General features: G+C 73.0%; 18 protein-coding genes. 7 read left to right on the top strand and 11 right to left on the bottom strand.

Going from position 1 to position 25,220, the window contains the following annotated elements; genetic code table 11:
* From ABZZ04_RS37565 to ABZZ04_RS37575, 3 genes are all read left to right on the top strand, one after another.
* Positions 1–453, top strand: a 453-nt coding sequence (locus tag ABZZ04_RS37565) for a GTP-binding protein (protein ID WP_356936733.1), incomplete at its 5' end; no start/stop codon positions are given.
* Positions 450–1,235 (top strand): urease accessory protein UreD, encoded by a 786-nt coding sequence (locus tag ABZZ04_RS37570; protein WP_356936749.1) that lies wholly within the window; start codon positions 450–452, stop codon positions 1,233–1,235. The genes ABZZ04_RS37565 and ABZZ04_RS37570, both read left to right, overlap by 4 nt.
* 223 nt (positions 1,236–1,458) lie before the next feature.
* Complete coding sequence (locus ABZZ04_RS37575) at positions 1,459–2,970, top strand: alpha/beta hydrolase (RefSeq protein WP_356936750.1); 1,512 nt, start codon at positions 1,459–1,461, stop codon at positions 2,968–2,970.
* Positions 2,971–3,033: 63 nt separating this feature from the next.
* On the opposite strand, the gene ABZZ04_RS37580 is transcribed toward ABZZ04_RS37575, so the two are convergent.
* From ABZZ04_RS37580 to ABZZ04_RS37600, 5 genes are all read right to left on the bottom strand, one after another.
* On the bottom strand, positions 3,034–4,083 hold the full coding sequence (locus ABZZ04_RS37580) for an NAD-dependent epimerase/dehydratase family protein (RefSeq protein ID WP_356936734.1): 1,050 nt from the start codon (positions 4,081–4,083) through the stop codon (positions 3,034–3,036).
* A 43-nt stretch (positions 4,084–4,126) separates the two neighbouring features.
* Complete coding sequence (locus tag ABZZ04_RS37585) at positions 4,127–4,867, bottom strand: lysophospholipid acyltransferase family protein (RefSeq protein WP_356936735.1); 741 nt, start codon at positions 4,865–4,867, stop codon at positions 4,127–4,129.
* Between the two features lie 212 nt (positions 4,868–5,079).
* Positions 5,080–5,739 (bottom strand): CoA transferase subunit B, encoded by a 660-nt coding sequence (locus tag ABZZ04_RS37590; RefSeq protein ID WP_356936736.1) that lies wholly within the window; start codon positions 5,737–5,739, stop codon positions 5,080–5,082.
* Position 5,740: 1 nt separating this feature from the next.
* On the bottom strand, positions 5,741–6,517 hold the full coding sequence (locus ABZZ04_RS37595) for a CoA transferase subunit A (RefSeq protein ID WP_356936737.1): 777 nt from the start codon (positions 6,515–6,517) through the stop codon (positions 5,741–5,743).
* A gap of 226 nt (positions 6,518–6,743) precedes the next feature.
* Positions 6,744–8,237: a PHB depolymerase family esterase gene (locus ABZZ04_RS37600; protein ID WP_356936738.1), complete on the bottom strand. Its 1,494-nt coding sequence runs from the start codon at positions 8,235–8,237 to the stop codon at positions 6,744–6,746.
* Between the two features lie 390 nt (positions 8,238–8,627).
* Here ABZZ04_RS37600 and ABZZ04_RS37605 point away from each other — a divergent pair, with 390 nt between their 5' ends.
* The 3 genes from ABZZ04_RS37605 to ABZZ04_RS37615 all read left to right on the top strand — a co-directional run bounded on the left by ABZZ04_RS37605 (position 8,628) and on the right by ABZZ04_RS37615 (position 12,521).
* Positions 8,628–10,076: a 3-hydroxybutyrate oligomer hydrolase family protein gene (locus ABZZ04_RS37605; protein ID WP_356936739.1), complete on the top strand. Its 1,449-nt coding sequence runs from the start codon at positions 8,628–8,630 to the stop codon at positions 10,074–10,076.
* Positions 10,077–10,290: 214 nt separating this feature from the next.
* Complete coding sequence (locus ABZZ04_RS37610) at positions 10,291–11,082, top strand: 3-hydroxybutyrate dehydrogenase (RefSeq protein WP_356936740.1); 792 nt, start codon at positions 10,291–10,293, stop codon at positions 11,080–11,082.
* Between the two features lie 71 nt (positions 11,083–11,153).
* Positions 11,154–12,521: an MFS transporter gene (locus tag ABZZ04_RS37615; RefSeq protein ID WP_356936741.1), complete on the top strand. Its 1,368-nt coding sequence runs from the start codon at positions 11,154–11,156 to the stop codon at positions 12,519–12,521.
* Between the two features lie 129 nt (positions 12,522–12,650).
* On the opposite strand, the gene ABZZ04_RS37620 is transcribed toward ABZZ04_RS37615, so the two are convergent.
* The 6 genes from ABZZ04_RS37620 to ABZZ04_RS37645 are packed head-to-tail and all read right to left on the bottom strand — an operon-like array spanning position 12,651 to position 23,147.
* Complete coding sequence (locus ABZZ04_RS37620; protein ID WP_356936742.1) at positions 12,651–12,974, bottom strand: hypothetical protein; 324 nt, start codon at positions 12,972–12,974, stop codon at positions 12,651–12,653.
* 60 nt (positions 12,975–13,034) lie between these two features.
* Positions 13,035–17,111 (bottom strand): hypothetical protein, encoded by a 4,077-nt coding sequence (locus tag ABZZ04_RS37625; RefSeq protein ID WP_356936743.1) that lies wholly within the window; start codon positions 17,109–17,111, stop codon positions 13,035–13,037.
* 9 nt (positions 17,112–17,120) lie between these two features.
* Positions 17,121–17,993, bottom strand: coding sequence for a carbohydrate ABC transporter permease (locus ABZZ04_RS37630; RefSeq protein WP_356936744.1), 873 nt, complete (start codon positions 17,991–17,993; stop codon positions 17,121–17,123).
* Entirely contained in the window at positions 17,990–18,946 is a 957-nt protein-coding gene (locus ABZZ04_RS37635) for a sugar ABC transporter permease (protein ID WP_356936745.1), read from the bottom strand. The genes ABZZ04_RS37630 and ABZZ04_RS37635 overlap by 4 nt, the downstream gene beginning before the upstream one ends.
* Complete coding sequence (locus tag ABZZ04_RS37640; protein ID WP_356936746.1) at positions 18,943–20,250, bottom strand: extracellular solute-binding protein; 1,308 nt, start codon at positions 20,248–20,250, stop codon at positions 18,943–18,945. Before ABZZ04_RS37640 ends, ABZZ04_RS37635 begins: the two co-directional genes overlap by 4 nt.
* On the bottom strand, positions 20,247–23,147 hold the full coding sequence (locus tag ABZZ04_RS37645) for a family 78 glycoside hydrolase catalytic domain (protein WP_356936747.1): 2,901 nt from the start codon (positions 23,145–23,147) through the stop codon (positions 20,247–20,249). Before ABZZ04_RS37645 ends, ABZZ04_RS37640 begins: the two co-directional genes overlap by 4 nt.
* A 309-nt stretch (positions 23,148–23,456) precedes the next feature.
* Here ABZZ04_RS37645 and ABZZ04_RS37650 point away from each other — a divergent pair, with 309 nt between their 5' ends.
* Positions 23,457–25,061, top strand: a complete 1,605-nt coding sequence (locus tag ABZZ04_RS37650) for an alkaline phosphatase D family protein (RefSeq protein ID WP_356936748.1) — start codon at positions 23,457–23,459, stop codon at positions 25,059–25,061.
* The last annotated feature ends 159 nt before the right edge of the window (positions 25,062–25,220 follow it).

Raw genomic sequence — 25,220 nt, forward strand, 5'->3', positions numbered from 1 at the left:
GCCGTCCTGCCGCCCGAGCGCATCCAGGCCGTCGAGACCGGCGCCTGCCCCCACACCGCCATCCGCGACGACATCTCCGCCAACCTCGAAGCCGTCGAGGACCTGGAGGAAACCGTCGGACCGCTCGATCTGATCCTGGTCGAGTCCGGCGGCGACAACCTCACCGCCACCTTCTCCAGGGGACTCGTCGACGCCCAGGTCTTCGTCATCGACGTGGCCGGCGGCGACGACATCCCCCGCAAGGGCGGCCCCGGCATCACCACCGCCGACCTCCTCGTCATCAACAAGACCGACCTCGCCCCCCACGTCGGTTCGGACCTCGGCCGGATGACCCGCGACGCCGCACAGCAGCGCGGGCCGCTCCCCGTGGCCCTCACCTCGCTCACCTCCGGGGAAGGCGTCGGCCCCGTCGCCGACTGGGTGCGCGGGCGGCTCGCCGCATGGACCGCATGAGCGTCCGGGCCACCGCCCGGATCACCGCGGCCCCCGACGGCCGGGGCCGCACCGCACTTCCCGTGCTGGAGAGCGACGGGCCGCTGGCACTGCGCCGGACCCGGGCCACGAACGGCCCCGGCGCCCGGGTCACCGTCGTCGGAGCCATGAGCGCACCGCTCGGCGGCGACCGGCTCGCCATCGAGGCACGGGTGGAGGACGGCGCCCGGCTCACCGTCGACGCCGCGGCGGCGACCGTCGCCCTGCCCGGAAGGAACGCCGAACCCGCCGCGTACGAGATCGAGTTGACCGTGGGGGAGGGGGCCGAACTGCGCTGGCTGCCGGAACAGCTCGTCTCGGTGCGCGGCAGCGTGCTGCGCACGCTCACCCGGATCGGGCTCGCCCCCACCGCACGGCTGGTGCTGCGCGAGGAGCAGGTCCTCGGCCGGCACGCCGAGGACTCCGGCACCCTCACCAGCCGCATCACCGCGCACCGCGACGGCCGCCCGCTGCTCGACCAGGAGACGTCGTACGGGCCGGGCGCGCCCGACGGCTGGGACGGGCCGGCGGTCCTCGGCGGCCACCGGGCCGTCGGACAACTCCTCCTGGTGGACCCGGCGTTCACCGAACGGCGCCCCGAAGCGCGGCTGCTGGGACCGACGGCCGTGCTCGCCCCACTGGCCGGTCCCGCCGCACTCGTCACCGCCACCGCCCCCGACGCACGCCTGCTGCGCCGGGTCCTGGACGAGGCGCTGGACGCGTACGACGAGGAATCGGTCGCGCGCAGGACGACCGGAGGCTGAGCACCGGTCAGCGGGACGCCGGTGTCCGGTTATCGATTCGATAAAGAAGTGGATGTGCGATCTGTTCTCAGGAACCCCACAGGAGACAGGATCCGCGAAAGGTCCCGAATGAATCGTGCCACCACCGGTGGCGCTTCGGATCCGATGGGGGTTCCACTTGAGACGCACCGCAGTGCTCGGCCCGGCCGGCGCCCTGATCGCGGGCACACTCGTGGCGGGCGTGATGTCCGCGCCCGCGGCCACTGCCGAGAGCCGTCACCACCGTGGTTCCGAGGCCCGTGGCGTCGAGCTCGCCGCGGCACGGGCAGCCAGGGCAGGCATCGACTGGAAGGACTGCCCGGCCGACTGGGGCATCGCCGCACCCATCCAGTGCGGCTGGGTGACCGTACCGCTCGACTACGCCAGGCCCGACGGCAAGAAGATCCGAATAGCCGTCGACCGGCACGTCAGCACCGGCACCCCCGACGAGCGCCAGGGAGCGCTGCTCTACAACCCGGGCGGCCCCGGCGGGTCGGGCATGGCGTTCCCCAAGCGCGTCGCCACCAAGAACCCGATCTGGGCGAACGCCGCGAAGGCCTACGACTTCGTGGGCTTCGACCCGCGGGGCGTCGGCCACTCCGCGCCGATCTCCTGCGTCGACCCGCAGGAGTACGTCAGCGCCCCCAAGGCCGACCCCGTACCCGACTCCGAGGCCGACAAGCTCGCCCAGCGCAAGCTCGCCGCCGAGTACGCGGCCGGCTGCGCCGAACGCAGCGGCGACATGCTGCCGCACATGACCACCCCCAACACCGCACGCGACATGGACGTCATCCGTGCCGCGCTCGGCGAGAAGAAGCTCAACTTCCTGGGCGTCTCCTACGGCACCTACCTGGGCGCGGTCTACGGCACGCTCTTCCCGGACCACGTCCGCCGCATGGTCGTCGACAGCGTCGTCAACCCGGCGAAGGACAACATCTGGTACCGGGCCAACCTCAACCAGGACATCGCCTTCCAGAAGCGCTGGGACGACTGGAAGGCATGGGTCGCCCGGAACGACGCCGCCTTCCACATCGGCGACACCCCCGAGAAGGTCGAGCAGGAGTGGCTGAAGCTGCGCGCCGAGGCCAAGAAGAACCCGCTCGGCGGCGTCGTCGGCCCCGCCGAACTCATCGGCTTCTTCCAGCGGGCGCCCTACTACGACTCCACCTGGGTGTCCATCGCCCGTACCTGGAGCGACTACCGCAGCGGAAACACCCAGGCCCTGATCGACGCCGCCGGCCCGGACATGTCCGACATCGCGGGGAACATCTCCTCGGAGAACGGCAACGCCGTGTACACCGCGGTCGAGTGCGCGGACGCCAAGTGGCCCACCGACTGGCGCACCTGGGACCGTGACAACACCCGGCTGCACAAGGACTACCCGTTCATGACCTGGGCCAACGCCTGGATGAACCTGCCCTGTGCCACCTGGGGCGCCAAGCAGCAGACCCCGCTGAACGTGAAGACCCGCAAGGGCCTGCCGCCGGTGCTGATCGTCCAGTCCGAGCGCGACGCCGCCACCCCGTACGAGGGCGCCGTCGAACTGCACCAGCGCTTCAAGGGCTCGCGGCTCATCACCGAGCGGGACGCCGGTTCGCACGGCGTCACCGGCATCACCAACCCCTGCGTCAACGAGCGGGTGGACACCTACCTGCTCACCGGCCGGACCGACAGCCGCGACGTGACGTGCGCCCCGCACGCCACGCCGAAGCCGTAACGGGCCGCGGACACCGGTGCGGGCGGCCACGGACCAGTGGCCGCCCGCGCCCCGCGCAACTCCCTACGCCTTCCGGTCGTACGCCTCCAGCCAGGCGTCCTCCGGCGCGTAGTCGAACAGCTTCCTGTCGTAGCTCCGCAGCATGGCCGGGAACATCTCCGTCCAGTCCCCCTCCGCCAACTGCGCGGCGAGCCACTCGACCGTCTCCGGCAACGACTCCACGTAATCCGTCACCGGCCGGTACCCGAGCTCCCGCTCGGCGGCCGTCATGTCGTACACGATGGGATGGGCGGAGGACCACGGCGTCAAGCCGACCAGGTCCTCCCCGGGTGCGCCCGCCATCAGCACCGTCTCGATGCTCCGGCCGAGCACCGCGTCGATCGCCGCACCGATCTCGAAGACCGTCGGCGCCTGCGGGTCCCCGGCGTTGAGCACCCGCGAACCGGGCCGCAGGGCGGCGAGCCGGATCAGCTCCGCCAGGTTGGACACATGGACCGGGTGGAAGCGCGACCGCCCGTCGAAGGCGAGCACCCGCCGCGTCCGGCCGTCCAGCAGCTGCTTCACGAAGTACAGCTCGCGCGGCGTGCGGCAGTACGGCCCGTGGATCGCCCCGGCCCGCAGCAGCGTCACCGGCAGCGTCTCCCCGGCCGCCAGCAGATCCCGCTCCAGCCGTATCTTCCGCGTCCCGTACGTCGAGTCCCCCGGCTCCACGGTGCGCTGCGACTCCGGGATCGGCACGGGGTAGCACGGGGCGCCGTCGGGCTCTTTCTGCGTGTCGAAGCTGCGGCCCCGGTCGTCCTCGTACACCGCACCGCTGGAGATGACCACCGCCGAACCGATCCGGTCGGCGAGGCCGGTCAACTGCCCGGCGTGGTCCGCGCCGTACGCCACCATGTCGACCAGTACGTCGCAGCTGTCGCCCAGCGCCGCCGCGAGCGCCCCCTCCTCGTTGCGGTCGAGCGCGACCGTGCGCACCGCGTCGTCCCACCGGTCGTCCCTGCCGCCGCCGCGCGAGGCGGCCGTCACCTCCCAGCCGTCCTCGACGAGTGCCCGTACGGCCACCCGTCCGATCTGTCCCGTCGCTCCCAGAACCCATGCGTTTCCCTTGGCCATGGCAAGGACGCTAGGCCGGGACCACGACCCGGAACAGCGGAGTTCACCGAGCGCGGATCCGCCGTCGGCGTCGCAGTTTCGGGAACTTTTCCGACGGGCCGGTCTGTTCGGCCTGCGCCGCCTTCACCTTGGCCGCGTACTCGTCGACGTACTCCTGTCCCGAAAGCCCCAGGATCGCGTACATGATCTCGTCGGTGACCGCCCGGACCGCGGCCTTCTGGTTCTCCAGGCCCGCGTAGCGGGAGAAGTCCAGCGGTTCGCCGAAGCGGATGGTGACCCGCTTGATGCGCGGGATGGTCTGGCCCGGCGGCTGGATCTCGAACGTCCCCACCATCGCGCACGGCACCACCGGCACCTGCGCCTTGATCGCCATGACGGCCACGCCCACCTTGCCCTTGTAGAGCCGGCCGTCGTGCGAACGGGTGCCCTCCGGGTAGATGCCCAGCAACTCGCCCCGGCCCAGCACCTTGAGCCCTTCCCGGATCGCGGCCTGCCCCGCCTCCTTCCCCGAACGGTCCACCGGGATCTGCCCGATGCTGTGGAAGAAGGCGGCGGTCAGCCGTCCCTTCAGGCCCGGCCCGGTGAAGTACTCCGCCTTGGCGAGGAAGGTGATGCGCCGTCCGAGCATCGCGGGCATCAGGAAGTGGTCGGAGAACGACAGGTGGTTGCCGGCGATGATGGCCGCGCCGTCCTCCGGAACGTGCTCCAGGCCCTCGATCCTGGGACGGAAGAACAACCGCAGAAGTGGTCCGAGGACGACGTATTTGAGCACGTAGTAGAACACAGGGCGGCTCCTAGCTCTGCCGGGTCGGCTCCAGGGCTGCATTCTGCCAGGGCGGTGAACGCCTCCCGGGAGGGTGGTCCCGGTACAACTTCCGCTCCGGGAAACCTTGTTCGAACAGGTGACGGCATGGGAACGCCGCCGGGTCCGGTGGTCCCGGGAGGGACCGGACGGAGCCCGGCGGCGACCGGTCGGAGCGCGTGGAGGAGTCCTGCTCAGCCCACCGGTACGGCGCCGAGGCCGTCCGGCACGGTCAGGTCCGCCGCCGTGGCGGCCCGGACCTCGTCGACGGTGACGCCGGGGGCCAGCTCGGCCAGGACGAAGCCGTCCGGGGTGACGTCGACGACCGCGAGATCGGTGATCACCCGCTGCACGACGGCCCGGCCGGTGAGCGGCAGGGTGCATTCGGGCACGAGCTTCGGACTGCCGTCCTTGGCGGTGTGCTCCATGAGGACGATGACCCGGCCCGCGCCGTGCACCAGGTCCATGGCGCCGCCCATGCCCTTGACCATCTTGCCGGGGATCATCCAGTTGGCGAGGTCGCCCGAGGCGGAGACCTGCATGGCGCCCAGCACGGCCGCGTCGATGTGGCCGCCGCGGATCATGCCGAAGGACAGCGCGGAGTCGAAGAAGGACGCGCCGGGCAGGGTGGTGACGGTCTCCTTGCCGGCGTTGATGAGGTCGGCGTCGAGCTCGTCCTCGGCCGGGTACGGGCCCACGCCCAGGATGCCGTTCTCGGACTGCAGGACCACCTCGATGCCGGGCGGCAGGTGGTTGGGGACGAGCGTGGGAAGGCCGATGCCGAGGTTGACGTAGCTGCCGTCGGTCAGTTCCCGGGCGGCCCGGGCCGCCATCTGCTCACGGGTGAGAGCCATGTCAGACACCGCCTTCCCGCCGGACGGTACGGCGTTCGACGCGCCGTTCGGCCGCGGGGTCGCCGGGATCCACACGGACCACGCGCCGGACGAAGACGCCGGGGAGGTGGATCTCGTCCGGGTCGAGCTCGCCGGGTTCGACGAGCCGGTCCACCTCGGCGACGGTGATCCGGCCCGCCATGGCGGCCAGGGGGTTGAAGTTGCGCGCGGACGAGTGGAACACGAGGTTCCCGTGCCGGTCGCCGACCTCGGCGCGGACCAGCGCGAAGTCGGTGGTGATGCCGTGTTCGAGCAGGTACGGGCGTCCGCCGAACTCCCTGGTCTCCTTGGCGGGCGAGGCCACGGCGACCGACCCGTCGGCGGCGTGCCGCCAGGGCAGCCCGCCCTCGCCGACCTGGGTGCCGGTGCCCGCCGGGGTGTAGAAGGCGGGGATGCCTGCGCCGCCGGCCCGCAGCCGCTCCGCCAGCGTCCCCTGCGGCACGAGCTCGACCTCCAGCTCCCCGCTCAGGTACTGGCGGGCGAATTCCTTGTTCTCCCCGACGTACGAACTCGTCATCCGGGAGATCTGCCCGCCGGCGAGCAGGATCCCGAGCCCCCAGTCGTCGACGCCGCAGTTGTTCGAGACGATGTGGAGGCCGCCCACCTCGCGGCGCCGGAGCGCGTCGATCAGCGTGCCCGGTATGCCGCACAGGCCGAAGCCGCCCACGGCGAGCGAGGCCCCGTCGGGGATGTCGGCCACCGCCGCCGCCGCGCTTGCGACTGTCTTGTCCAGACCCATACGGTCCCTTTCCCTCGGGCAACCGGGACGACCTCGCAGGTCGGAGCCGGTGCCAGTACAACCGACGGGCAGTGAGCCTAGGAAGGCGCGCCGGGCGCGACCATGGGTGCCGAACACACTTCACCCCGGTGAGGGGTGTGGGCGGAACACTTGTCGAGGTGTGTGGCGGAGGCGATGGTTCCGCCCGCGGCCCCGGTGTGGAACCCGCCGGGACCGCGGACGGGGGTCAGGCGGGGCAGCCGGAGTCGGCGATCACGTAGTGGCCCGGCGAGGTCTGTTCGAGGGTGTGCCCGACGGAGGTGTTCCACAGCCCCATGGGCCGGCCGGACCCCAGGGCGTAGGTGTACCCGCCGCTGTGGCGGGCGCGTCCGGCGACCGTGTGCGCGTAGTTGTCCGCCGTGTGGCACGTGGGCGTGAACCCGGTGGTGGTCGCGGTCACCGCGGCGGAGGCCGCGCCCCGCGCGGCCGAGGGGTCGACCGCGGCCACGGTGTAGCGGTACGCCGTGCCGGTGGCCAGGCCGGTGTCGGTGTAGCCGGCCGACGTGGCGGTGCCCACCTTCGTGCCGTCGCGGTGGACGTCGTACGAGGCCGCGCCGGTGACCGCGTGCCAGCTCAGGGCTGCGGTGGTGTCGGTGGTCCCGGTGACGGTCACCCCGGTGGGGGCCGGCAGCGTCCCCGGGGTTCCGCCGTCGTCGTCCAGTCCCCAGAACCGGGCGGTGCGGTAGCTGGAGCAGATGGTGTCGAGGTAGTACGTGCCGGTGGTGCCGCACTGCTCGGCGCCGCTGCCGGGATCGACCGCGAGCCCGTGGGCCATGCCCGCGACCGAGTAGACCTCGACCGCGGGTGCGCCGGAGGCGTCGTCGTAGACGCTCAGCGTGGTGCCCCCGGCCAGTTCCTCGGTACGGGAGGGGGCCTGCCCGATGCCCCACACGTCGGTCCACTGGTCGCGCAGCTCGGTGGCGTTGGCGGGCCGGACGGTGGTGTCGGCGGTGCCCTGCCAGATCGCCACCCGGGGCCAGGACGCGGTCCCGGCGGGAGCGGCGGACCGCACGAGATCGCCCCACTGGCCGGGGGTCCTGTCGGCCGGGGCGTACATGCAGGTGTAGGCCGCGGCCACACTGTTCGCACAGTGCGCCGGCAGACCGGAGGCGATGGACCCCGCCGCGAAGACGTCGGGGTACGCGGCGAGCATGTTCGCGGTCATGCCGCCGCCCGCCGACAGACCGGTGATGTACACCCGCTCGGGGTCGCCGTCGTACCGGGCGACGGCCTCGTCGACCATCTGCTTGATCGACAGCGCCTCGCCCTGACCGCGCGTGCTGTCGCCCGGTTCGAACCAGTTGAAGCAGGAGTTGGTGTTGTTGGCGGCGCTCGTCTGCGGGAGGACCAGCGAGAAGCCGTAGCGGTCGGCCAGCTCCGGCCAGCCCGAGTGGGCGTAGTAGTCGTTCGCGCTCTGGGTGCAGCCGTGCAGGGCGACCACGACGGGCGCTTCGGCCGGCAGCCCGTCGGGCGCGTACGCGTACATGGAGAGGTTGCCGGGATCGGTGCCGAAACCGGTGATCTCGGTGAGACCGGCGGCGGACGCCCGCGGGGCGACGGTCAGCAGACCCGCGGCGAGGGCCAGGGTGCCCGCCGCGACCGTGAGCAGGCGGCGGACACCTCCCGTGCGGCGGCTTCCCGCGGAGCGGTGCGGGGGATTCGGGGGGTTCGGCTGTCGCATGCGGACTGCCTCCTGGGACGACGAGTACGTTCTCCGGACCGGTACCGGGCGGGGCCGCCCGTCGGCGTGGCGCCCATCATCCGGGCACTCGCACCGGGGCCGGCATGGGCTCGGCAGCCAGGCTCGGCGGGCCCCCTGTGTGGCGGCCATCCATGGCCGCGCCCCTGAACAGGCGTGCAGGACGGCGGTACGGGCGGCGCCTTCCGCCGGCACACCCGCCAGACTCCTGACGGCACGTCATCATCCTTCCTCCCGGGCCCTCCCGCACGGACCGGGGTGGCGGCCCGCACCACCGTCGGGAGCCGGACGGTGGTCCACGGACCCATGGAACCGGCCGAACCGGCGGCATAGCCTCCGCGCGTCCGACCACACGACCCCGGAGGCAGCCCGATGCGCCGCTCCACCGACTCCCCGCCCCGCTTCTGGAAACGGGGCGCCCCGGCCGTACTCGCCCTGGCCGCCCTCGCGTTCACCCCCTCCGCGGCGACGGCCGACACCGGCCACCGCGACGGCCGCTGCGTGAACGCCGCACAACTGCGGGTACCCGGCGCCGAACACCAGCAGACCGCCTGCCTCGACGAGCTGACCACGGCCGGGACCGTCGCCTCGGGACACACCGACGAGGCCGACTGGGCCGGGCTGACCCCGAAGGACCTGCCCGTGCCCACCGGAGTACCCGGCACGCAGATCGACGGGTACTTCCCCGACACTTCCACCACCAACACCAACCACGGCTGGAAGCACGACGCCCAGTTCGTCATCCGGCTGCCCGACAGGTGGAACGGCGGCCTCGTCGTGGCCGGCACCCCCGGCAACCGCGAGCAGTACGCCAACGACCGGGCCATCGCCGACTGGGTGCTCTCCCGCGGCTACGCCTACGCCGCCACGGACAAGGGCAACACCGGCCTCGCGTTCCACCGGGACGGAAAGGCGCCGGGCGACGCCATCGCGGAGTGGAACGACCGGCTCACCCAGCTCACCAGGGCCGCCCGCGCCACGGTCGCCCAGCGCTACCACCGGCCGCCGGCACGCACCCTGGTGACCGGACTGTCGAACGCCGGCTACCTGGTGCGCTGGCAGCTGGAGAACCACCCCGAGCTCTACGACGGGGGAGTCGACTGGGAAGGCACCCTGTGGCGCTCCGACGGGCCCACGCTGCTGGACTTCCTGCCCGAGGCGATGCGCCACTACCCGGTGTACGCGGCCGGGGGCGAGGGCGCCGGGGCGGCCCGGGACGCCCTGCACGCCGCAGGCTACCCGGCGGGCTCGGAGTTCCTCTGGCCGTACCACCACCAGGTCTACTGGGACCTGACGCAGCGCATCTACCGCGAGGAGATCGACCCGGACTTCGACGGGGCACTCGAAGCGGGCACCCCGTACTGCGCGTCCGGAACACCGGCCTGCGACGCCGACTACGACTACTCGACGCGCCCCGACGAGGTGCGCCGGGCCGTGCGGAGGATCGGCCTCACCGGGCGCATCGGCAAACCGCTGATCACCGTGCACGGCACCCTCGACGTCCTGCTGCCGATCAGCCGGGACTCGGACGTCTACGCCCGCATGGTGAAGGAGTCGGGCCGAGGCTCCCTGCACCGCTACTACCGCATCGAGGACGGCACCCACACCGACTCCCTGTTCGACGTGTTCCCTGACCGGCTGCGGCCGCTGACCCCCTGCCACCGCTCGGCGTTCACCGCGCTGGAGGACTGGCTCACCGAGGGACGGCGGCCCCCCGCCTCCCGGACCGTGGCACGGCCCGCCGGGGCTGACGCGGCGGCCCTCGTCGACAGCTGCCCCCTCGGCGGACGGGGAACCGGCCGTCCCGCGCCCCGGACCTGACCGGCACCACCGCACCACCACCGTCCCGACCCGGCCGGATCGCCCCTCGCGATCCGGCCGTCGTCGATCCGCGGGAAGGGCGCGACCGCGACGGACGGCGCGCCGACGCGGATCGCCCCCGTCGGGCTGTGGTGGACAGGGCCACTGAAGAGCATTGCTTTGTAGCGGTTCATCACATGGGACGAACCCGGAGCGCTCCTTACTGTTTCCGGCCATGACGAACACATTTCCCACCCCGGCCCCGCTGCCGCCGCCCGCCGCGGTCGACCTGAACGGACGCACGGCCCTCGTGACCGGCGGCGGCAGCGGCATCGGCCGGGCCTGTGTGCTCGCCCTGGCACAGGCGGGAGCCACCGTGCACGTGGTCGACCGGGACGCGGCGGCGGCCGGTGCGGTGGCGGAGATCACCGGCGGCCCGGTCCACGTGGCCGACCTCGCGGACCGGGCCGCCGTCGACCTCCTCCCCACCGAGGTCGACATCCTGGTCAACAACGCCGGTCTGCAGCACGTGGCCCCGCTCACGGAGTTCCCGCCGGAGCGCTTCGAGCTGATCCAGAAGGTGATGGTCACCGCCCCGTTCCTGCTCATGCGGCGGGTCATGCCGCACATGTACGGACAGGGCTGGGGCCGGATCGTCAACGTCTCCAGCGTCCACGGGCTGCGGGCCAGCGCCTACAAGTCCGCCTACGTCGCGGCCAAGCACGGCCTGGAGGGGCTGAGCAAGGTCGCCGCGATCGAGGGCGCCCCCCACGGCGTCACCAGCAACTGCGTCAACCCCGGATACGTCCGCACCCCGCTCGTCGAGGGCCAGATCCGGGACCAGGCCGCCGCGCACGGCATCAGCGAGGACGACGTGCTCTCCGACGTCATGCTGGCCCGCTCACCGGTCAAGCGGCTCCTGGAGGCCGAGGAGGTCGCCGCCGCCGTCCTGTGGCTGTGCGGCCCCCACACGAGCTGTCTCACCGGGGCGTCCCTGCCGCTCGACGGCGGCTGGACCGCCGGCTGACCCTCCCCACCCGGTCCCGCACCACCCCGCAACACGCCCTTCCGTCCCCATTCGTGAAACCCGGTGAATCCATGTCTGACACCCCCAGGCCGAGAGGCGGCATAGGCCGCATCGTCGCCGCGAGCCTGATCGGCACCACCATCGAGTGGTACGACTTCTTCCTCTACGGCTCGGCCGCCGCGCTGGTGTTCAACACGCTGTTCTTCCCCTCCGCCGACCCGCTGGTGGGCACCCTGATCGCCTTCGTCACCTACGCGATCGGATTCCTGGCCCGACCGCTGGGCGGCATCGTCTTCGGCCACTTCGGCGACAAGATCGGCCGCAAGAAGCTGCTGGTCGTCAGCCTCCTGATGATGGGCGGCTCGACCTTCGCCATGGGTCTGCTGCCCACCTACGAGACCCTCGGCGTCGGGGCACCGATCCTGCTGACCGTGCTCCGGCTGGTGCAGGGCTTCGCGCTGGGCGGCGAGTGGGGCGGCGCCGTGCTGATCGTCTCCGAGCACGGCGGGGACAAGCACCGCGGTTTCTGGGCGTCCTGGCCGCAGGGCGGAGCCCCCGGCGGGAACCTCCTGGCCACCGGGGTCCTGGCGCTGCTGGCCTCGTTCCAGTCGGAAGCAGCCTTCCAGTCCTGGGGCTGGCGAGTCCCCTTCCTGCTGTCCGGACTCCTCGTGGTGATCGGGCTGTGGATCCGGGTGTCGGTCTCGGAGTCCCCGGTGTTCCTGGAGGCACAGGCCAGGGCGGAGGCGGAAGCCGTCAGGGGCGTCAAGGAACAGGCCCCCGTCGTCCAGGTGTTCCGGCGCAGCTGGCGCGAGGTCCTCTCGGCCATCGGGGTCCGCTTCGGCGAGAACATCTCGTACTACATCCTGACCTCCTTCGTGCTCGTGTACGTCACCACACACCTGGAACTGCCCAAGAGCACCGCGCTCAACGCCGTCCTGATCGGCTCCGCCGTCCACTTCGTCACCATCCCGGCCTGGGGCGCGCTGTCCGACCGGATCGGGCGCCGCCCGGTCACCCTGATCGGCTCCGTGGGCATGGCCGTCTGGGCGTTCGCCTTCTTCGCCCTCGTCGACTCCGAGTCGTTCGCCGTGATCACCCTGGCCGTCACCGCCGGCCTGGTGCTGCACGGCGCGATGTACGGGCCGCAGGCCGCGTTCATCTCCGAGATGTTCGACACCAAGGTCCGCTACTCCGGCGCCTCCATGGGCTCCCAGCTCGCCTCCATCGTCGCCGGGGCCCTCGCCCCGATCATCGCCGTCGAACTCCTCCGGGAATTCGGCTCCTCCACGCCCGTCAGCCTCTACCTCTGCGCGGCGGCCGTGGTCACCACGGTCACCGTGGCGGTCACCCGGGAGACCCTCGGCCGCGACCTCACCCGCAGCCGGGACGAGGAGCGGACGGCGAAGCGGCCCCCGGTCGCCGCGGGCGACCCGGCGTGACCCCGCCCCGTCCGTGAACCGCCCGGTCCACCGGCGGCGGCAGCCGTCCGGCGGACCGGGCCGCACCCCGTGCGGCGTGCGTCGGTGCACGGCCAGGAGCACGGGTCGTGGCCCGTGCCCGGTCCCGGGTCAGCCGCAGCAGAACGGGTTGTCGCAGGGATCGCCGACCTCGCTGCCGTACGCGGCGAGGTCCAGGAGGGGACCGAGCAGTTCCCGTCCGGTGCGCGCGTCCAGCGGGGGCGACGAGGGGTTCAGCGGCCGTCCCCAGGCGGGCGGGGTGCCGTCGGTGTCGAAGCGCCTGACGCCGTCCACGAACAGCGTCCAGAGCGGATGGTCGGGAAAGCAGTTGATCCGCAGGACCCACCACCGGCCCCCGACCTCGGCGGCGGCGGGGAAGGACGTGTTCCCGGTCGCCCGCCACCGGGGCTCCGCGCGGAGTTCTTCGTACGACACGCCGTCAGTGTCCTCGCACGCCCCGGCGCGCACCATCCCCGGACCGGTCCACCCGCCCCGTCACATCCCTTCCACCCGCAGCCGCACGGGGCCCGACAGTCCGCTCACGCGCTGCCCGGGAAAGACGAAATGCGTCGGGCTCGTCGCGTCCAGCCGGGGCGCCAGCGTCCCGAACACGGTGATGTCGACGGTGTGGGTCCCGGGACCGGCCAGTCCCGTCAGGTCGAACACGTACGGGGAACACACACGCACCCCGGCGGCCACCCCGCCGATCCGCACCTCCGCCGTCCCCCGGACCCGCCCCAGGTCGAGCAGGACGCGTCCCCCGTCGGCCGCGTCGGGCACCGTCACCTCACGGCTGTAGCGCACCCCGCCGCTGTACTCGGCCAGGCCCCGGGTCTCCCAGTCGCCGAGGCGGATCAGTCCGGGGCCGACCGTGCAGCGCAGCGGACCGGCCAGCGCGGCACCGCCCTCCAGGCCGGGGCGGGTGCGAAGGCGCAGGGCCGCGGTCCGCGGCCCGTGCGGACCACCGGCCGGCAGCTCGACCGTCACGGTGCGCACCCCCCGCTCCCCGACGGCGCCCGCCCCGCCGGCACACTCGGCACCGTCCACGTACACCGTGACCCCGCCGTGCACCGGCACCGTCAGCCGGGTCGCGCCGGGCGGCAGCAGGCACCACAGCCACTCCACGGCGGCCCGGCGGCCGGGGACCGCGAACCGGATCGGCACCACCGTGCCGTCGTCCGCGTCCGGATCCAGCCACCGGGCCCCCGGCAGCGGGTGCGGGCGGCGGCGCAGATGCAGGGCCGCGGGGTCGCCCACCGGCTCGCGGCGCACCGCGACCGGCTCGCGCCCCCGGGCCCCTCCGATCCGCCACGTGGCGTCGCTGTGCAGCGTCACCACCCGGCCCCCGGCCCCGTCGTCGAGGACCGCGTCCACGAGGACCGCGCGTTCGCCGTCGCCGGACGTCTCCACGGTGATGTCGTTGTCGCCGGGGCGCAGGGCTGCCGTCACGTCGTGCCGGCGCACCCGCGGGACCGCGTGCTCGGCGTACGGGTCGAAGCCGCCCTGCCTGCCCACGAGCCGCCCGTTCACCCGCAGCGCGCAGGGCACCCGGGAGGCCAGCTGGACCACGGCCCGGACGGGGAGGACCGGCAGGTGCAGCGTCGTGCCCACCGCCCCGGGGGCGAGGATCCACTCCGGGCGCCGGTAGCGCTCCGGGTCGCGGACGAGCGCCAGGTGCGCCCGCAGCGCGCAGTCCCGGTCGGGGACCAGGTCGAGGCGGAGCAGCCGGGGGCCGGCCGCCGCCCGCAGCCGGCCCGTCGCGAGATGGCCCCGGTCGTCCAGGGGCACGGGCACGCCGTCGAGCCGGACGCTCTTCGCCGCGGCGGCCCCGATCGCGAGGTGCCCGTCGAAGTCCTCGTCGAGGTGCAGCACCGTGCGCAGCCGCACCGGTTCCCCGGCGACCGCGTGGCCCAGGTGCACGAACTCCTCGGGCACGTGCCCCTTCGGCCCCAGCACGGCGCGGTGCACCGGGTCCTTGCGCACGCCCAGCGAGTCGGACCACTCCAGGACCGACGGGCGGCCCCGCCCGGGGGCGCCTCGGGAGGCGACCGCCCGCGGGCCGAACGTCGCGTGCACCGTGGCCCGTGCCAGGCGGGCTCCTTCCGCCCCCGTCCAGCCGTCCCGCACGCCGTCCTCGCCCGCCTCCTCCACCCGGTGCCCGAAGGTCCGGCACTCGGTGACCGCCGGGCCGGCGGACGGCGGACCCGTCGCGGGGCGGGCGAAGTCGCCCCAGGTGTCGTCGAGGGTCGGGACGAGCGTCATCCGCCACTCCGCGTCCGGGGGGACCTCGACGGTGACGACGGCGGCGTCCGCACCGGACGCGACCGGTGCGGACCGGGGCACGGGCGCCGCCGGGGCACCGCTCCCGGCCGGGAAGACCAGCAGCGCCGCCGGTCCCGTGTCGAAGGGGACCTCGACCTCCACGGCGCGGGCGTCGTCGGCCGCGGGCACCGCGGTCAGGGTCCGCGGCGCCCCGCCGAACGGGTCCAGCAGGACCGCGGGCCCCGCCACGTCCCGCACCCGTACCCGGGCACTTCGCGCGTAGCGGCCGGGGTCGAAGTCGTAACGGGCGTCCAGCCAGCCCAGCGCAGCCCCCCGCTCGTCGGGGGCGGCGACGCTCGCCCGCGTCGCCCGGGGACTGCCCGCGGTCAGGAACACCACCGTGGCACCGTCCACCCGGCGCGCGAGCGCGGGCACCGGGGCGCGGACGACCGGGACCGCCCCGGCCAGCGCGGCGGCGAGGGAACCGTCCGAGCCGTCCGCGGCCGGGACGTGCACCGCCCGGCCGTCCGTGAAGCAGGCCCGCAGCTCGGCCGCCGTGACGGCCGGACCCGGGCCGACGAGACGCTCGGGAAGCGCGCCGAGCGCGATCAACCGGCCGCCGGCCGAGGCGAACTCGACGAGCCGGTGCGCCGTCTCCCGCTCGACGACGGTGCACGCGGGCAGCACGACCGTGCCGTACGCCTCGTCCGCCACCTCCAGCCGCACCCCGTCGGGGGACCGGGAGAGCCGGGCACGGGCCAGGGAGGCGTCGTCGACGACGTCGGCGTCCAGCCCCAGTTGGTCCAGGAGGCCCGGCCGGGTGCGGAACCAGGACATCTCCCCGACGAGGCCGAGATACACCGACTGGGCGTGCTCCGCCGCGTCCGTGACCCCGTCCAGGGCGGTGCCGGCCTGGGCCGTGGCGGTGGGCAGCAGGACCGCGACGTCGCACAGGTGGCGGCCCAGGCTCAGGGCCGCGCACAGCCGGGCCACCGCGTCGGCGAGGACCCGGTGGTGACGCCAGTACGGCTGCCGCCAGTCGGTCGCGGGCGGCGCCCACTCCCACCAGCCGCCCTTGGTCGTGTAGTAGACCGCGTGCGGGTTGTAGAGCGTCGCCCCGGCCCGCAGCCACGGCAGCAGCCAGTCGAACGTCTCCTCCGGCGTCCCGCCCCAGCCGGTGGAGTGGAACGCCTCGATCCAGGTGCGGGGGCGGCCGTAGAGGTGGGCGAGCGAGGAGTGGACGCGGGCGTCGCCGTGGTGGTCGCAGCCGGGGGCCGAGAACCAGCGGTGGGTACGGGCGTAGTCGGCGTACAGCCGCACGCCCCCGACGGGGTGCCCGGCCCGGGCGGGGTCCTGCTGGTCGCAGCCGACGAGCAGGCCGTGCCGCTCGTGCCAGGCGGCCAGCGGCCGGAAGAACGCCGCCTCGGCCAGTTCGGCACGGGTGTCGTGGTAGTCGCGGCGGATCCGGTGGGCGTCCGGGTCCGTGCTGTCGGCGTACAGGGCGTCGAGCCGTGCGGTGACGTCGTACCCGTGGCGGCGCAGGAACGACGCGGCGAAACCGGTGGACCAGGTGGGCAGGGCGGGCAGCTCGTCCTGGAACGAGCCGACGACGACGGTCCCGAGGCGGTCGCCGAGCCGGCGCCCGAACTCCCCGTGCACCCGGTCCAGCAGCGCCGCGCACGCCTCCTCCCCGAGGTAGTCGAAACCGAGCGCGTCGTGGTGATGGACGGTCAGGCGCCAGCGCCCGGGGCCGGGCGCCCGCACGACCCCGCCGGCCACCGGGACCGGCACCGCGGGGCCGGTGGCCAGGCCGTCGCCGTCGACCGGTTCGGCACCGCCCGCCAGGGGCCGGGCACCGGGGGGACAGCGCAGTTCCCCGGGCCGGGCGGCCGAGGACTCGACCACGGCGCGGGTGCGGTCGAGCCGGCACCCGGCGCGGTCGGGCCGTTCGTCGACGAGACGGGCCTGGAGGTCGGCGCCGGAGAAGCCGATCTGGTCGTAGAACCAGAGCCCGACACCGAGTTCGCGGGCGTCCTCGCACACGCCGTCGAGCAGCGCCCACCAGGCGTCGGAGAGGAAGGGCGGATCATCGGCGTCGGAGCCGAACAGCGGGCCCGACGGCGCCAGGTTGAGGAGGACGAGCTGGTGCACCCCGCCCTCGGTGAACCGCTCCAGCTGGGCCCGCAGCCGGGACCGTTCGAGCCGTTCCCCGCTCCACCACCAGATGGCGACGGGCGAGAAGGCGCGCGGCGGATCGGCGAACGCCGCCGCCACGTCCGGCGGGAGGGGCCGGTGTCCGGGATGTGCCATGGGATGTCCTCACCCCTTGAGGCCGCCTGCGAAACCCTTGATCACGTAGCGCTGGAGGAGCACGAAGACCACCAGGATCGGCAGTGCGGCGAGCACCAGCCCCGCGAAGACGAGGCCGTAGTCGGAGACGTACTGCCCGACGAAGGCGAAGACGCCCACCGGCACGGTCTCCCGGCCGGAACCGCCCAGGTACAGCAGCGGGGTGAAGAAGTCGTTCCAGACGAACACGGCGTTCAGGATGATCACGGTGCCGGTGATGGGGCGCAGCAGGGGGAAGACCACCCGGGCGAAGGCCTGCCGGTGGTTGCAGCCGTCGATCAGCGCGGCCTGGGCGTAGTCCTGCGGCAGCGCACGGATGAAACCGGTGTACAGGAAGACGGTGAACGGCAGCTGGATACCGGTGTAGAAGAGCACCATGCCGTGGTACGTGCCGAGCCAGCCCAGGTCGTCGACGAGTTTGTAGAGCGGGATCATGCCGAGCTGGAACGGCAGCACGATGCCCAGCAGGAACAGGACGTACAGCCCGTAGCCGATGCCGCGGGCCCGGCGCGCGAGGTAGTAGGCACCGGTGGAGCCGAGGACGACGAGCAGCAGCAGGCTGACGGCGGTGATGACCGTGCTGCTGAGCAGGGCGGGCCCCAGCGACGCGGAGGACCAGGCGTTGCCGAAGTTGTCGAAGGTGGGCGGCGAGGGCGGCGCCAGGGGCGAGTCGGCGATCTGCCGGGGGTCCTTCATAGCCAGGGTGACCAGGGCGTACACCGGGAAGAGGAAGACGACCGCGACGGCGATCATGACCAGTTCGAGGGCGTACCGTCCGAAACGCGGTCCGCGGCCGCCGCGGGGCCGCCTTCCCACCGGACCGCGGGCCGTTGCGACGCTCACGCGGTGACCTCCCTCGCGCGCAGATAGCGGAGCTGTACCAGGGACACCGCGGCCACGAACAGGGCGAGCACCAGGGCCACCGCGGTGCTGTACCCGAACTTCCCGTAGACGAAGGCCTCCTTGTACAGCACGGTCGACAGCGTCTCGCTGGAGGTGCCGGGGCCGCCGTTCGTGGCGGCGTACACCTGGTCGAAGAGTTTGAGGCCGCCGATGGTCGACAGCATGAGGTTGATCGTCAGCGCCGGGGCCAGAAGGGGCCAGGTGACGTAGCGGAAGCGCTGCCAGGGGCCCGCCCCGTCGATGCGCGCCGCCTCGTGGAGCTCGGCCGGCACGCCCTGGAGCCCGGCCAGGAAGACCACCATGGAGTAGCCCGCGTACTGCCACACGACCATCGCGGCGACCGACCACAGGGCGAGCGAGGGATCGCCGAGCCAGTCCTGGCGCAGCCCGCCGAGCCCGATCGCGCCGAGGACCCCGTTGAGCCCGGCGCCGTTGTCGGGGTTGTAGATGTACTTCCACAGGATCGCGACCATGACCGGGCTGACCACCGCGGGCGCGAAGAAGATCAGCCGCAGCACGGCACGGGACCGGATGCGGGCATGGACGCCGAGGGCGAGCAGCAGCCCGATGCCGTTCTGGACGACGACCACGGCGACGGTCAGCAGCAGGGTGTTGCCGACGGACTCCAGGGCCCGGTCGTCGTCGAGCAGGGCGCGGAAGTTGTCCAGGCCGGTGAAGGAGAAACCGCCGATGCCGGACCAGTCGGTGAAGGCGTACATCACCCCGGCGAGGCTCGGATAGAGGACGACGACCGCGTAGACGACGAGCGCGGGCACGACGAAGAACCGGGGCGGGAGGGTGTGGTCACGGCGCCGGGCCGGACGGCCGGGACCGGGGCGGGCCCCCAGCCGCTTCCCGGCGACCGTGCGTTCCTCGGAGGAGGTGCTCGTCACAGTGCCTTCCCGTAGGCCTCGTCCATCCGGGCCAGCGCGCCGTCGACGTCCGTCTTGTCCGCGAGCAGTTCCTGCACGGCGGCGAAGTGGGCGGGCTGCACCTCGGCGTTGGGCCAGCTCTGGTCCATGAAGGGGACGGCGCGGTTGTCGTCGATGAGGGGCAGGAAGGAGCCGAGGACCGGGTCGATCCTGGTCGAGGAGCCGCGCTTGAACGGGATCGCGGCCACGGACTGCGCCCAGCGGTCGACGTTCTCCTGCTTCCCGAGGAACTCGACGAACGCCTTCGCCCCGGCCGACTTCTTCGACCGCGCGGAGATCCCGACCCCGACGACGATGCCCGCAGGGATCCACAGCTTCCCGGCGTCGTCACCGCCGGGGAAGGGGAACATGCCGAGGTCGTCCGGGTTCCGGGCGGCCTGGCGGAAGTTGGCGAGCACGGCGGAGACCTGGACGGCCATCGCCGCCCTGCCACCGGCGACCATCGAGGTCTGCTGCTCGTACGTCGTCCCGTTGGGGTTGTCGTTGAAGAAACCCCGGCGCTGCAGCTCCTTGTACCTGCCCATCGCCTCGGCCCATCCGGAACCGCGGAAATGTGCCTTGCCGGAGGCCATTTCGGCGTCGAATCCGGGGTTCTTCGCATAGACGGCGTTGGGGACCAGCGCGTAGGTGATCAATTGGGTCACCCAGGGGGTCTGGGCGCCGAGCGCGATCGGGATCACGCCCTTCGCCTTCAATTTCGCGCAGACGGTGAGGAGTTCGTTCCAGGTCCGGGGCGGTTCGACCTTGGCGTCGGCGAAGACTTTCTTGTTGTGGATGGCACCGATGACACTGCTGCCCGCCGAATACAGATAGGTCTTGCCCTCGTGCCGGTAGGCGGGGTGGAAATTCTTCGGGACCTCCTCGGTCCAGCCCTGTCCGCTGAGATCGGCCAGCAGCCCGGCCCTGGCCAGCTCGACCATGGACATGGCGCTGCCGCTGCCGGGATAGAGCACGTGCACGTCCGGGGCGTTGCCGCCGGCGAGCTGGGTGCGCACCACCGTCTGGACCTGGTCCGTGGGCGCGAAGGAGGTGGCGAACGAGGCGTCGGGGTGGGACCTGCGGTAGCGCGCGACCATGTCCTCCATCGGCTTCTGCTGGTCGGCGACGCCGACGACGCGCAGCTTCCCGGAGTCGCCGCCCGAATCGGAGCAGGCCGTCAGGACGGGGGGAAGCGCGGCGAGCGCCGCGGCCCCGCCGCCGATGCGGAGAAAGCCGCGGCGGCCGACCGCGCCCCGGCCCGGCCGGGGATGGGAACGCGTCGTCATGGTGTGTCCTCCTCGTGCTGACGGGCGGGCGGGTTCGATGCGCCCCGGCCGGGGACGGGCGACGGCCGGACCGTGCCGGGCGCCCCGGAGGGGGCGTCCGTCGGAGCGTAGGCGGCGGTGAAGCGGTACGTGCCCGAGGACACGCGGTGGAACACCTGGCCGGAGGCGGTCGGGACCGGTGCGACATGGGGGTCGCCGGTCCCCGGCACCACCCCCGACTCGCGGACCGAGCCGGGGTCCGTGGTGGGCACGTACACATCGGCGGTGGCCCCGGGCGGCACCCGGACGCACAGGATGATCCTTTCTTCATCCCGTTCCCAGGAGACCGCGACGGTGCCGCGGACCGATTCGTGGCGGGCGCTCGCGCGGCGGAGGGGACCGGGCCGCGGCCGGATCAGCAGCCGCCGGTACCCCGTGGAGTCCGGCGCCTGGTCCAGGCCCGCGACCCCCCGGTAGAGCCATTCGCCGATCGAGCCGAGCGCGTAGTGGTTGAAGGAGTTCATCGAAGGGGCGCGGAACCCCGCGTCGGGCGTCCACCCGTCCCAGCGTTCCCAGATCGTGGTGGCGCCGTGCCGCAGGGGGAAGCGCCACGACGGCACCTCGTCGCGCAGCAGGAGGGCGTGGGCGAGGTCGGAGTGTCCGTGGGCGTCGAGGACGGGGGCGGCGAGCGCGACCCCGAGGAAACCCGTCAGCAGGGCGGGACCGGCCGAACCGACGAGTTCGGCCAGCCGGCCGGCGGCGGCACCGGTCAGACGGGCGGGCAGCAGCTCGAAGGCGAGCGCGACGAGGTACCCGGTCTGGGTGTCCCCGGCGACGCGCACCCGGGGGCCGTCCGCCCCGGCGTCGTCGACCGTGACGAAGCGCTCGGCGAACACGCGCCGGACGTCGTCGGCCAGCCGGTGGTACCGCCGGGCGGTGTCCTCGTGCCCGAGGACCCCGGCGGCCTTCGCGGTGAGCCGGGCGCTGTGCGCGAAGTACGCCGTGGCGATGACGTCGCGCGGGGTGGGGGTGCCGGGGGCGAGCCAGTCGGAGAAGTGCGGGCCCACCCGGTGGCGCCAGACCAGATCGGGGTTGTGACGGTGGATCAGGTCGACCCAGGCGCACATGCCGTCCAGCGCCCGGGAGAGGAAGCGCGGATCGTCGTAGACGCGGTGCAGGTGCCACGGGACGATCACCCCCGCGTCGCCCCAGCCGGGCGCGCCCTCGTCGGCCACCCCCACGAGCCGCGGGGCGACGTTGGGGAAGCCGCCGTCCGGGGTGCGGGCGTCGTCGACGTCGCGCAGCCACTTGGTGAAGAACGCGGCGACGTCCGCGTTGAGCGCGGCGGTGGGCAGGAACACCTGCGCGTCCGCCAGCCAGCCGAGCCGCTCGTCGCGCTGCGGACAGTCCGTGGGCACGCTCACGAAGTTCGAACGCTGCCCCCACGCCACGCAGTCGTGGAGCCGCCGCAGCTCGGCGTCCGAGCAGTCGAACTCCCCGGCCCACGGGGTGTCGCTGTGCAGCGCGACGGCGACGACGTCGTCCTCGGACAGCTCCGGCAGACCGCTGATCCCGGCGTACCGGAACCCGTGGTACGTGAACCGCGGCTCGAACACGACGGGTCCGCGCCCGTCCCCGACGAGCACGTCGGTCGCGGCGGCGGTGCGCAGATTCGCCGTGTACAGCTGTCCGGACCCGTCCAGGACCTCCGCGTGACGGATCGTCATCCGGGCCCCGGCCGCGAGCCCGGCCGCCCTCAGCCGCACCCGGCCGGCGATGTTCTGGCCGAAGTCGACGACATGGGTGCCGGGCGAGACCCGGCGGACCGAGCACGGGCGCAGCTCCCGCGTCGCCCGCACGGGCTCGTCGACGGATGCCACGAGCAGCCGGTGGTCGGTCTCCGTGACCAGGGCCGGGGACCAGTCGGAGTCGTCGAAACCGGGCAGCTCCCAGCCGTCGCGCGCGTGGCGCAGGTCGTGGCACTCGCCCATCAGCAGGTCCGCGTGCCGCACGGCCCCGGTGGCGGTGCGCCAGGTCCCGTCGGTGACCACCGAACTGTCGGAGCCGTCCGCACCGGCCATCCGGAGTTCCGCCAGGAGCTGGGGGAACGAGCCGTAATGGGCCCCGGCCCGGCGCGGCTCGAAGCCGACGAACCCGCTCCACCAGCCGTCGGCGAGGGTGGCCGCCAGCACGTTCTCCCCGTCGCGCAGCATCCCGGTCACGTCGTACGTCTGGTACTGGACGCGGTGGCGGTAGTCCGTCCAGCCGGGCGCCAGCTCGGCGTCGCCGACCCGCACGCCGTTGAGCCGCACCTCGTACAGCCCCCGCGCGCTGACGTACAGGCGGGCCCGGGTGCCGGCCGCCGCGGTGAAGGAGCGCCGCAGGATCGGGCACGGGGCGAGCCCGTGGTCGTCGAGGGCGAACTCGCCCTCGGTGGGCGCGTCCATGACATCGACCGGGCCCGGTTCGTGGGCGATCCACGACGCCCGCCACCGGGCGGCGCCGGTGAACGCCGTCTCGAACCAGGACGTGGCCTCGGCGGGGACGTCCGCCCCGGCCCGCCACACGGACACCCGCCAGTGACAGCGCGTCAGAGGTGGGAGGGCCGGCCCTGCGTACTGGACGGCCGTCGCGCCGGGGTCGGCCACCCGGCCGGTGTCCCACAGGAGTTGGCCGTCCCCGTCCAGATCCTCGACGCGTTCGGCGACCCGGACCCGGTGGGCCACGGGATCGTCGCCCCGGTGGTCGGACGCGAGCCGCCAGGACAGCCGGGGCGCGGCCTCGTCGATCCCCAGCGGGGTGGTGCGGTGCTCGCACCGCAGGGCGTGGGGTCGCAGCGTCGTGGTTCCGGAACGGCTGTGCGCCGCCCCTTCGGAGGGCCAAGGGACGGGCGGATCGACTGCCGGGGAACCGGACACGAGCACGTCCTTCCGTCGCACCGAATTTCCCGATGTGAAATCTAACGTTAATTCTGTGGCGTGGAGACTATGAGCCGCCCTGGGGGGTGTCAAGGGTGTTGCCGATGTGTCTCCCGTTCACCTCGGAAAAGGGGTGATGTTGTCCCAACTAACCGTCTGTGAACGGTATTGCGGACGTCGGCGGGTGGTCTTGTGGCACGTGATTCCCTGTGATATTCACCCTGTGATTACCACATGGACGGACGTGAAATCACGTGCCGCTCCCGGCTCGTACCGGACGGAATTCCGCCCGACGAAGGGACGAGTTTCATGCAGATGGACAGTGCGTCAAGTGGTACCGGAGCGTTCGGCAGACGGATGATGCTCGGCGGAACGATCGGCCTGGCCCTGGCCGCGGCCGGTGCCTCCGCGGGCAGGGCATGGGGCGACACGCCCTTCCACGAGGACCCGTTCGCCCTCGGGGTCGCGTCCGGCGACCCGTGGCCGGACGGAGTCGTGCTGTGGACCCGCCTCGCCCCCCAGCCCCTCGCCCCCGACGGAGCCGGGGGCATGCCGCCGTACGCCGTCGACGTGCAGTGGGAGGTCGCCCGCGACGAACGCTTCCGCTCCGTCGTGCGCCGGGGACGCACCCGCGCGGTGCCCGAACTCGCCCACTCCGTCCACGTCGAGGTCTCCGGACTGCAGCCGGGCAGGCACTACTACTACCGCTTCCGGGCCGGCGGCGTGCACAGCCCCGTGGGACGCACCCGCACCGCGCCCCCGCCGCACAGCCGGCCCAAGGAGCTCGACTTCGCCTTCGTCTCCTGCCAGGCGTGGTTCGAGGGCTTCTACACCGCCTACCGGCACCTCGCCGAGGAGGACGTCGACCTGGTCCTGCACCTGGGCGACTACATCTACGAGAACCCCATCGACGCCATGGGCGGCGTGCGCAACGTCCCCGTCGCCGCCGAACTGCGCCCCGAGCCGATGAACCTCGCCCAGTACCGCAACCGCCACGCCCTGCACCGCTTCGACCCCGACCTCATCGCCGCCCACCGCGCCCACCCGTTCGCCGTCGTCTGGGACGACCACGAGGTCGAGGACAACTGGGCGCGCGACAGGTCCAAGGCGGACACCGAGCCCGACCAGGACCCCGCGGTCTTCCGCGAGCGGGCGGCGGCGGCCTTCCAGGCGTACTACGAGCACCTGCCGCTGCGGCTGCCGAACCGGCCGAACGGCTTTCAGGCGCGGATGTACCGCAGCCTGCGCTACGGGCGGATGGCCACCTTCCACATCCTCGACACCAGGCTCTTCCGCGACGACCAGCCCTGCGGCGACGGCTCCAAGAGCGGCTGCACCGACCGGCTGACCCCCGGCCGCACCATCCTCGGCCCGGAGCAGGAGCAGTGGCTGTACCGCGGCCTCGGCCGCTCCGACGCGACCTGGAACATGATCTCCCAGCAGATCCCGGTGACCCAGGTCGACACCGACCCCGGCCCCGGCCAGACCTTCGTGATGGACTTCTGGGACGGCTACGTGGACGCGCGCCAGAGGCTGTTCAAGGAGATCACCGACCGCAGCGTGAGCAACCCGGTGGTACTCACCGGCGACATGCACCGGCACCTCGCCGCCGACCTCAAGCGGGACTTCGACGACCCGGAATCGCCCACGCTCGGCGTGGAGTTCGTCGGCTCGTCCATCTCCACCAGCAAGGACGGCATGGACCTGGACCCCTCGGGGGCCAGGCTGCTCGCCGCCAACGAGCACATAAAGTTCACCAACTTCCAGCGGGGCTACGTGCGTTGCGCGCTGACCCGGGAGACCTGCCGGGCCGACTTCCGGGTCCTGCCGTACGTGACCGCCCCCGGCGCGCCCATCTCGACCCGGACCTCCTTCGTGACCGAGGCGGGCAGGCCCGGACTCCAACAGGCCTGAGCGGGCGGCGGGCCCCGGGCGGACGGCGGACCGCCCCCGCCGGGAGAGCGGCGGGGGCGGTCCGTGTCCTGTTCTTCCCCTCAACCCGGGCGCCGGGGCGGCGGGGGGGGGGAGAAAGGAAGGAGGGGGGGGAGGGGCAGAGGGTTTGTGACGCAGGGG

It is taken from the genome of Streptomyces sp. NPDC006435 (assembly GCF_040612315.1).
Classification (GTDB): domain Bacteria; phylum Actinomycetota; class Actinomycetes; order Streptomycetales; family Streptomycetaceae; genus Streptomyces.

Excerpts from the sequence above, each read along its gene's own strand:
- ABZZ04_RS37570 (WP_356936749.1), top strand. The coding sequence starts at position 450 with ATGAGCGTCCGGGCCACCGCCCGGATCACCGCGGCCCCCGACGGCCGG.
- ABZZ04_RS37575 (WP_356936750.1), top strand. The coding sequence starts at position 1,459 with ATGTCCGCGCCCGCGGCCACTGCCGAGAGCCGTCACCACCGTGGTTCC.
- ABZZ04_RS37580 (WP_356936734.1), bottom strand. The coding sequence starts at position 4,083 with ATGGCCAAGGGAAACGCATGGGTTCTGGGAGCGACGGGACAGATCGGA.
- ABZZ04_RS37590 (WP_356936736.1), bottom strand. The coding sequence starts at position 5,739 with ATGGCTCTCACCCGTGAGCAGATGGCGGCCCGGGCCGCCCGGGAACTG.
- ABZZ04_RS37595 (WP_356936737.1), bottom strand. The coding sequence starts at position 6,517 with ATGGGTCTGGACAAGACAGTCGCAAGCGCGGCGGCGGCGGTGGCCGAC.
- ABZZ04_RS37600 (WP_356936738.1), bottom strand. The coding sequence starts at position 8,237 with ATGCGACAGCCGAACCCCCCGAATCCCCCGCACCGCTCCGCGGGAAGC.
- ABZZ04_RS37605 (WP_356936739.1), top strand. The coding sequence starts at position 8,628 with ATGCGCCGCTCCACCGACTCCCCGCCCCGCTTCTGGAAACGGGGCGCC.
- ABZZ04_RS37610 (WP_356936740.1), top strand. The coding sequence starts at position 10,291 with ATGACGAACACATTTCCCACCCCGGCCCCGCTGCCGCCGCCCGCCGCG.
- ABZZ04_RS37615 (WP_356936741.1), top strand. The coding sequence starts at position 11,154 with ATGTCTGACACCCCCAGGCCGAGAGGCGGCATAGGCCGCATCGTCGCC.
- ABZZ04_RS37625 (WP_356936743.1), bottom strand. The coding sequence starts at position 17,111 with ATGGCACATCCCGGACACCGGCCCCTCCCGCCGGACGTGGCGGCGGCG.
- ABZZ04_RS37640 (WP_356936746.1), bottom strand. The coding sequence starts at position 20,250 with ATGACGACGCGTTCCCATCCCCGGCCGGGCCGGGGCGCGGTCGGCCGC.
- ABZZ04_RS37650 (WP_356936748.1), top strand. The coding sequence starts at position 23,457 with ATGCAGATGGACAGTGCGTCAAGTGGTACCGGAGCGTTCGGCAGACGG.